The sequence below is a fragment of the Nocardia niwae NBRC 108934 = DSM 45340 genome, assembly GCF_001613465.1.
Classification (GTDB): Bacteria; Actinomycetota; Actinomycetes; order Mycobacteriales; family Mycobacteriaceae; genus Nocardia; species Nocardia niwae.
On sequence record NZ_BDCK01000072.1, the window covers coordinates 1 to 6111 of the forward strand.

At 68.9% G+C, this 6111-nt stretch carries 2 protein-coding genes; both read right to left on the minus strand.

The features are described from left to right. Nucleotides 1–5462 (minus strand): non-ribosomal peptide synthetase (locus NNI01S_RS32810; RefSeq protein ID WP_157115169.1); only part of this gene is annotated, 5462 nt, incomplete at its 3' end. Nucleotides 5463–5732: 270 nt separating this feature from the next. Continuing rightward, the coding region (locus NNI01S_RS35560) for a hypothetical protein (RefSeq protein ID WP_169813059.1) at nucleotides 5733–6111 on the minus strand (379 nt) is incomplete at its 5' end.

Genomic DNA, 6111 nt, shown 5'->3' on the forward strand with positions numbered 1-6111 from the left:
CCCGAGGTGCGGGCCGCGTAGGCAATCATCACATCGCGCACCAGCGGACCCATCGACGACGCGTCCGCCGCGATGTGATGCACCACCACCGCGAGCACATACGTCTCGGGCGCTCCATCGACCTGGATGAGCACGGCCCGCAACGGAACCTCGGTCGTCACGTCGAACGGCGTCGCCGCCAACGCGTACACGCTGCTCGCCACCTCGGACTCGGCCAGCACCCGCGGACCGAGATCCACCGAGACCTGCGCGGCGGGCAACACCACCTGCACCGGACCGTCCGGCGTCTCCGGATACACCGTACGCAGCACCTCGTGCCGCGCCACCACATCGTGCAGCGCCGCACCCAGCGCCCCCACATCCAGCGCACCGGTCAACCGCAACGCAAACGGCAAATTATAAGCCGCCGAACCGATCTGCTCCGCAGCATCGTCGGACTGGTCGAAGCGGTTGAGAAACCACATCCGCCGCTGCGCCAACGACAACGGCAACCGCTCCGGACGAGCGATGCTACCCAACTCCACCCGGCGCTCACCATGCGTGTGCGACTCGAGCGTCGCCGCCAAACCCGTCACGGTCGGCGCCTCGAACAGAGTCCGGACGGGCACCCGCGCGCCGACCGCCGCACCGAGTCGCGCCACGACCTGGGTGGCGACCAGCGAGTTACCGCCGAGCGCGAAGAAATCGTCGTCCGCGCCGACCCGGCTCACACCGAGCACCGCACCGAACACCTCGGCGACGATCTCCTCGATCGCCGTGACGGGCGCACGGAACTGCTTGGTCTCGAATGTGGGCTCCGGCAACGCCTTACGGTCCAGCTTGCCGCTGGAGTTCAGCGGGAACGCGTCCAGCGCCACGAGGGCGGCCGGAACCATGTAGGCGGGCAAGGTCTCGCCGATAGTGGACCGCAGTGCCTGCGCGTCGATCCGGTCGCCCGGAGCGGGAACGACGTAGGCGACGAGCTGATCACCCAGCGACGAAGCCGCGACCAGGGCGACCGCCTGGCTCACCGAAGGCTGCGCCAGCAGCGCCGTCTCGATCTCACCCAGCTCGATCCGCTGACCACGGAACTTCACCTGGAAATCGGTTCGGCCGAGGTAGTCGAGCACCGCGTCGTCGGCGTCCTTGCGCCACACGACGAGGTCGCCCGTGCGGTACATCCGCTCGCCGTTGCCGAACGGGTTCGCCACGAACCGGTCGGCGGTCAGATCGGGCCGCCGCACATAGCCGCGGGCCAGCTGATCACCCGCGAGATACAGCTCACCGGGGACGCCCACCGGCACCGGCCGCAACCACGAGTCGAGCACGTAGACCTGAGTATTCCACTGCGGCAGACCGATCGGGACGGTGCGCTCGTCGGCCGCCGCGGGCCAGTAGGTCACCGAGACGGCCGCCTCGGTGGGGCCGTACAGGTTGTGCACGGCGGCGTCGGACACCGCCTGCATGGCGCCGACGGTCTCCGGCGGCAGCGCCTCGCCGATCACGAATACGTGTTTCAGCGTCGGGCAGCTGCCCGGCGTGGTGTGCGCGGCGAAGACCGTCAGCATGGACGGCACGAAGTCGGTCACCGTCACGCCCTGCGCGGCAATGGTCTCCGCGACGTAGGCGGGATCGCGATGCCCGTCCGGCGTGGCGACGACGAGTTTCGCGCCCACGCGCAGCGGCATGAAATAACCCCACAGCGAGACGTCGAACGTCGTCGCCGTCTTCTGCAGGTACACATCGTCCGGACCCAGCGGGTACTCCGCGAGCATCCACGCGATCTGGTTGTTGATCGCCGCGTGGGAAACCGCGACGCCCTTGGGGCGGCCGGTCGAACCAGACGTGAAGATCACGTACGCCGGGTGCTCCGGCAGGACCGGACGCACGAGTTCCTCCGCGCGCACCGGGCTGTCGTCGAAACCGCCGAGATCCAGTGTGTCCACGGTGAGGGCCGTGACATCACCGGGCAGCGCCGCCGCGTCCGCGGCGGTCGTCACGACGCAGAGCGGGCGAGCGGTGTCCAGGATGTGCGCGATGCGTTCGGCCGGATGATCCGGATCCAACGGCACATACGCCCCACCCGCCGCCACGATCGCATACATCCCCACCACGAGATCCAACGACCGCCGAACCGCCAACCCCACCAACGACTCCGCACCCACACCCTGCGAAATCAACAACCGCGCCAAACGATTCACCCGCGCATCGAACGCACGGAACGTCAACTCCGCACCCTCATAGGCGACGGCGATCGCGTCCGGATGAGCCTCGACCGCACGGCGATACCCGTCGAGCAACAGCTCGGAGCGAACCGGGTACCGGGTGTCGTTCCACTCGTGCAGGATGCGATCCCGCTCGACCACGCTGAGCAGGTCGACAGCGCCCAGGGCGCGATCGGGGTCGGCCGCCACGGCCCGCAGCAACCGGTTCAGGCGCGCGGCGAACTCGGCGACCGAACCCTCGTCGAACAGGTCGGTGGCGTAGGTGAACATGGCGGCCAGGCCCGCATCCGGACCTTCCTGCGGCGTCACCGTCAGCTGCAGATCGAATTTGGCCACCGCGCCGTCGAATTCGACTGCTGCGACGGACAGGTCGGGCAGCTCGAGCTGCGCTTGTTCCATGTTCTGGAAGAACAGCGCGACCTGGAACAGCGGGTGATGCGCCTGCGAACGCACCGGATCGAGCACCTCGACCAACCGCTCGAACGGCAGCTCGGCGTGCGAGAACGCCGCCAGGTCACGCTCCTTGGTCGCCGCAAGCAGCTCGGCGAACGAGGACGCCGGATCGACCAGGGTCCGCAACACCAGCGTGTTGACGAACATGCCGACCAAGTCGTCGAGTTCCGCCTCGCCGCGGCCCGCGACCGGCGTGCCGACGGTGATGTCGGAGGTGCCGGACAGGCGGGCCAGCAGCGCCGCAAAAGCGGTGTGCACGACCATGAACAGCGACGCGCCGTGCGCGTGCGCCAGCTCCTCGAGCCGGGCGCGGGTCGGTGCGTCGACGGTGAAGGTATAGACGCCGCCGCGGCCGGAGGGCAAGGCGGGACGCGGCCGATCCATGGGGAGGTCGAGCCGATCCGGGATGCCCGCGAGGGCCTCGCGCCAGAAAGCGATCTGCGTCGCGGCCGCCGAGCGGGGATCGTTCTCATCGCCCAGCACAGCGTGCTGCCACAGCGTGTAGTCCGCGTACTGCACCGGCAGCGGTTCCCAGCCGGGTGCGGTGCCCGCGCCGCGCGCGACATAGGCGGTCATCAGGTCGCGCACCAACGGAGCGATGGACGTGCCGTCGGCGGCGATGTGGTGCACCACGACGGCGAGGACGTAGTCGTCGGAGCCGATCCGCGCCAGCGAAAGCCGCAGGGGCACCTCGGCCGCCACATCGAAGCCGGCGGCGGCGAACGTAGCCAGCCACTCCGGCAGCTCGTCGGCGGTCAGGCTGTGCGGCGTCAGGTCGGGGACGGCCTGCGCGGCAGGCAACACCACCTGATACCCCGTACCATCCACCGCCGGATACACCGTCCGCAACGTCTCATGACGCCCGACCACATCCGCGACCGCCGCCTGCAACGCCGCCACATCCAACACACCCGACAACCGCACCGCGAACGGAATATTGTTCCCCGCCGACCCGGTATCGAACTGATTCAAAAACCACATCCGCCGCTGCGCCAACGACAACGGCACCCGCTCCGGACGCTCCACCGCCACCAACGCCGGACGCTGTGCGCCGGTGTCGAATTCGGCGAGCCGGGCGGCCAGCAGCGCGACCGTCGGCGCTTCGAACACCGTCCGCGCGGGCACCCGTGCGCCGATCGACGCGCCGAGCCGGGCCGCGACCTGCGTCGCGATCAGCGAATTGCCGCCCAGCTCGAAGAAGTCGTCGTCCGCGCCGATCTCGTCGCCCGCGCTGAGCAAATCGCCGAACACGCCCGCGACCAATTGCTCCAGCGCTCCGGACGGCGCGCGGAACTCTTTGGTCTGCAACTGCGGCGCGGGCAGAGCACGGCGATCCAGCTTGCCGACCGGGGTCAGCGGGATCTCCTCCAGCACGGTCAGCGAGGTCGGCACCATGTGGACCGGCAGGCTGCGTTCGGCGTGCGCGATCAGCTCGCCGGTGTCGATCGAGTGACCGGTCGCCGCGTGGACATAGGACGCGAGAATCGTCGCGCCGCTGTCGAGCTGGTGTCCGACGGTGACCGCGAAGTCCACCGTCTCGTGCGCCGCCAGCACCGCGTCGATCTCACCCAGCTCGATCCGGAAACCCCGGATCTTCACCTGGAAATCGTTGCGGCCCAGATACTCCAGCTCACCGTTCGGCGTCCAACGCACCAGGTCACCGGTGCGATAGAGCCGGGAGTGATTCGGGTCGAACGGATTCGGGACGAAACGCACGGCGGTGAGGCCGGGTCGCAATTGGTAGCCGCGAGCCAGCTGGGGCCCGCCGATGTACAGCTCGCCGACCACGCCGATCGGGACCGGCACCAGGCGCTCGTCCAGCACGTATTCGGTGGTCGTCTGGATCGGCGCGCCGATCGTGATCGTTTCGCCGGGCACCAGCGGCGCGCTGATGTTCGTCATGATCGTGGTCTCGGTCGGGCCGTACCCGTTGTAGAACTCGCGCTCGCCGTCGGCGATCGGGCGCACCCAGCGCCGCACCAGCTCCGGCGGGCACGCCTCGCCACCCGCCACCACCACGCGCAGCTCGTCCAGCCCGGTGGGGTCCACGGACGCGAGCGCTGCCGGGGTGATGAACGCGTGTGTGACGGCTTCCCGGCGCAGGAGCGCGGCCAGTTCGTCACCGCCGTAGACCGTCGGCGCGACCACGACCATGGTGGCCGCGCCGCCCAGCGCGAGCAGCAACTCCAGCACCGAGGCGTCGAACGACGGCGACGCGAAATGCAACGTCCGCGACGCACTCGTCACCCGATACCGGTCACGCTGCTCGGCACAGAAACCCGCCAGCCCCGCCTGGGTGACCACCACGCCCTTCGGCATGCCGGTCGACCCCGAGGTGTAGATGACATAAGCGGGATGCTCGGCGCGCAACTGGCGCAGCCGATCCGCGTAGGTGACCGGTTCGGCCGGGTAGTCCTCCAGGGCCCGGGTGCAGGAGTCGGAATCGATGACCAGCCATTCGATCTCGCTGGGCAGGTCCTCCACCACGCGCGCGACGGCGAGTCCGAGCACGGCGCCGGAGTCCTTCACCATGTGCTCGACGCGATCGGCCGGATAGTTCGGATCCACCGGCACGAACCCCGCACCGGTCTTCGCCACCGCCCACACCGCCACCACGGACTCCACCGACCGCGGAATACCCACCGCGACCAGATCCTCCGGACCCACCCCACGATCGATCAGCAACCGCGCCAACCGCGTGGACCTGGCGTCGAGTTCCGCGTAGGTGAGGTGCCCCCGGGAGCTGGTCGCGTCGGCGAAGACGACCGCCGTCCCGGTCGGATGGGCTTCGACGGCGGTTGCCATCAGTTGCGGGAGGGTGGTGACTCTAGGTCGCCGGGTGCGCGTGGGCCGCACCCGCGCGGGCCGCGTCACGCGAGCCCCGCTTCGTGCTTCCTGATTCCCCGTCCTTGAGCCGGCAGACTATTCCCCGACAAGCGAAACATGAAAACTCTGCACATCCTGCCTGTAAGAACACGTCCTTGACACATTTCCAGCGGACGCCCTGATACAGCAAACCAACCGACTGTGTGCATAGTCACATCACCGGCGGCTTACGTATGGCCGCAAATCGCTTCACCGGGCGCCGAACAGCTCGGTGAGCTCGACGATAGCGGTCACGGTCGTCCACGGCCCCGCGGGCACGCGGCCGACACCATTGTCGAGCACCACAGCCTGCAAGTCCTCCAGTGCCGTCGGATCGAGCGTGTCCAGCCCGGTCCGATCCGTCACCAGATGAGTTACCCATTCGTCGGCGAGCGACTCGGTCAGCGCGCCGTCCGCGTCGACCAGCACCACCGACGCGCCCACCGATCCGGCGGCCACCACCTCGACCAGCGCGGCCGGCGACTGCGGGCTGCCGTGCTGGAAGGTGCGCGATTCGAAGGTCAGCTCGGTGCGCGCACGCAATCGTCCGGCGGCCGTGGCGAGGTCGTCGTAGCTGAGCGCCTGCGCA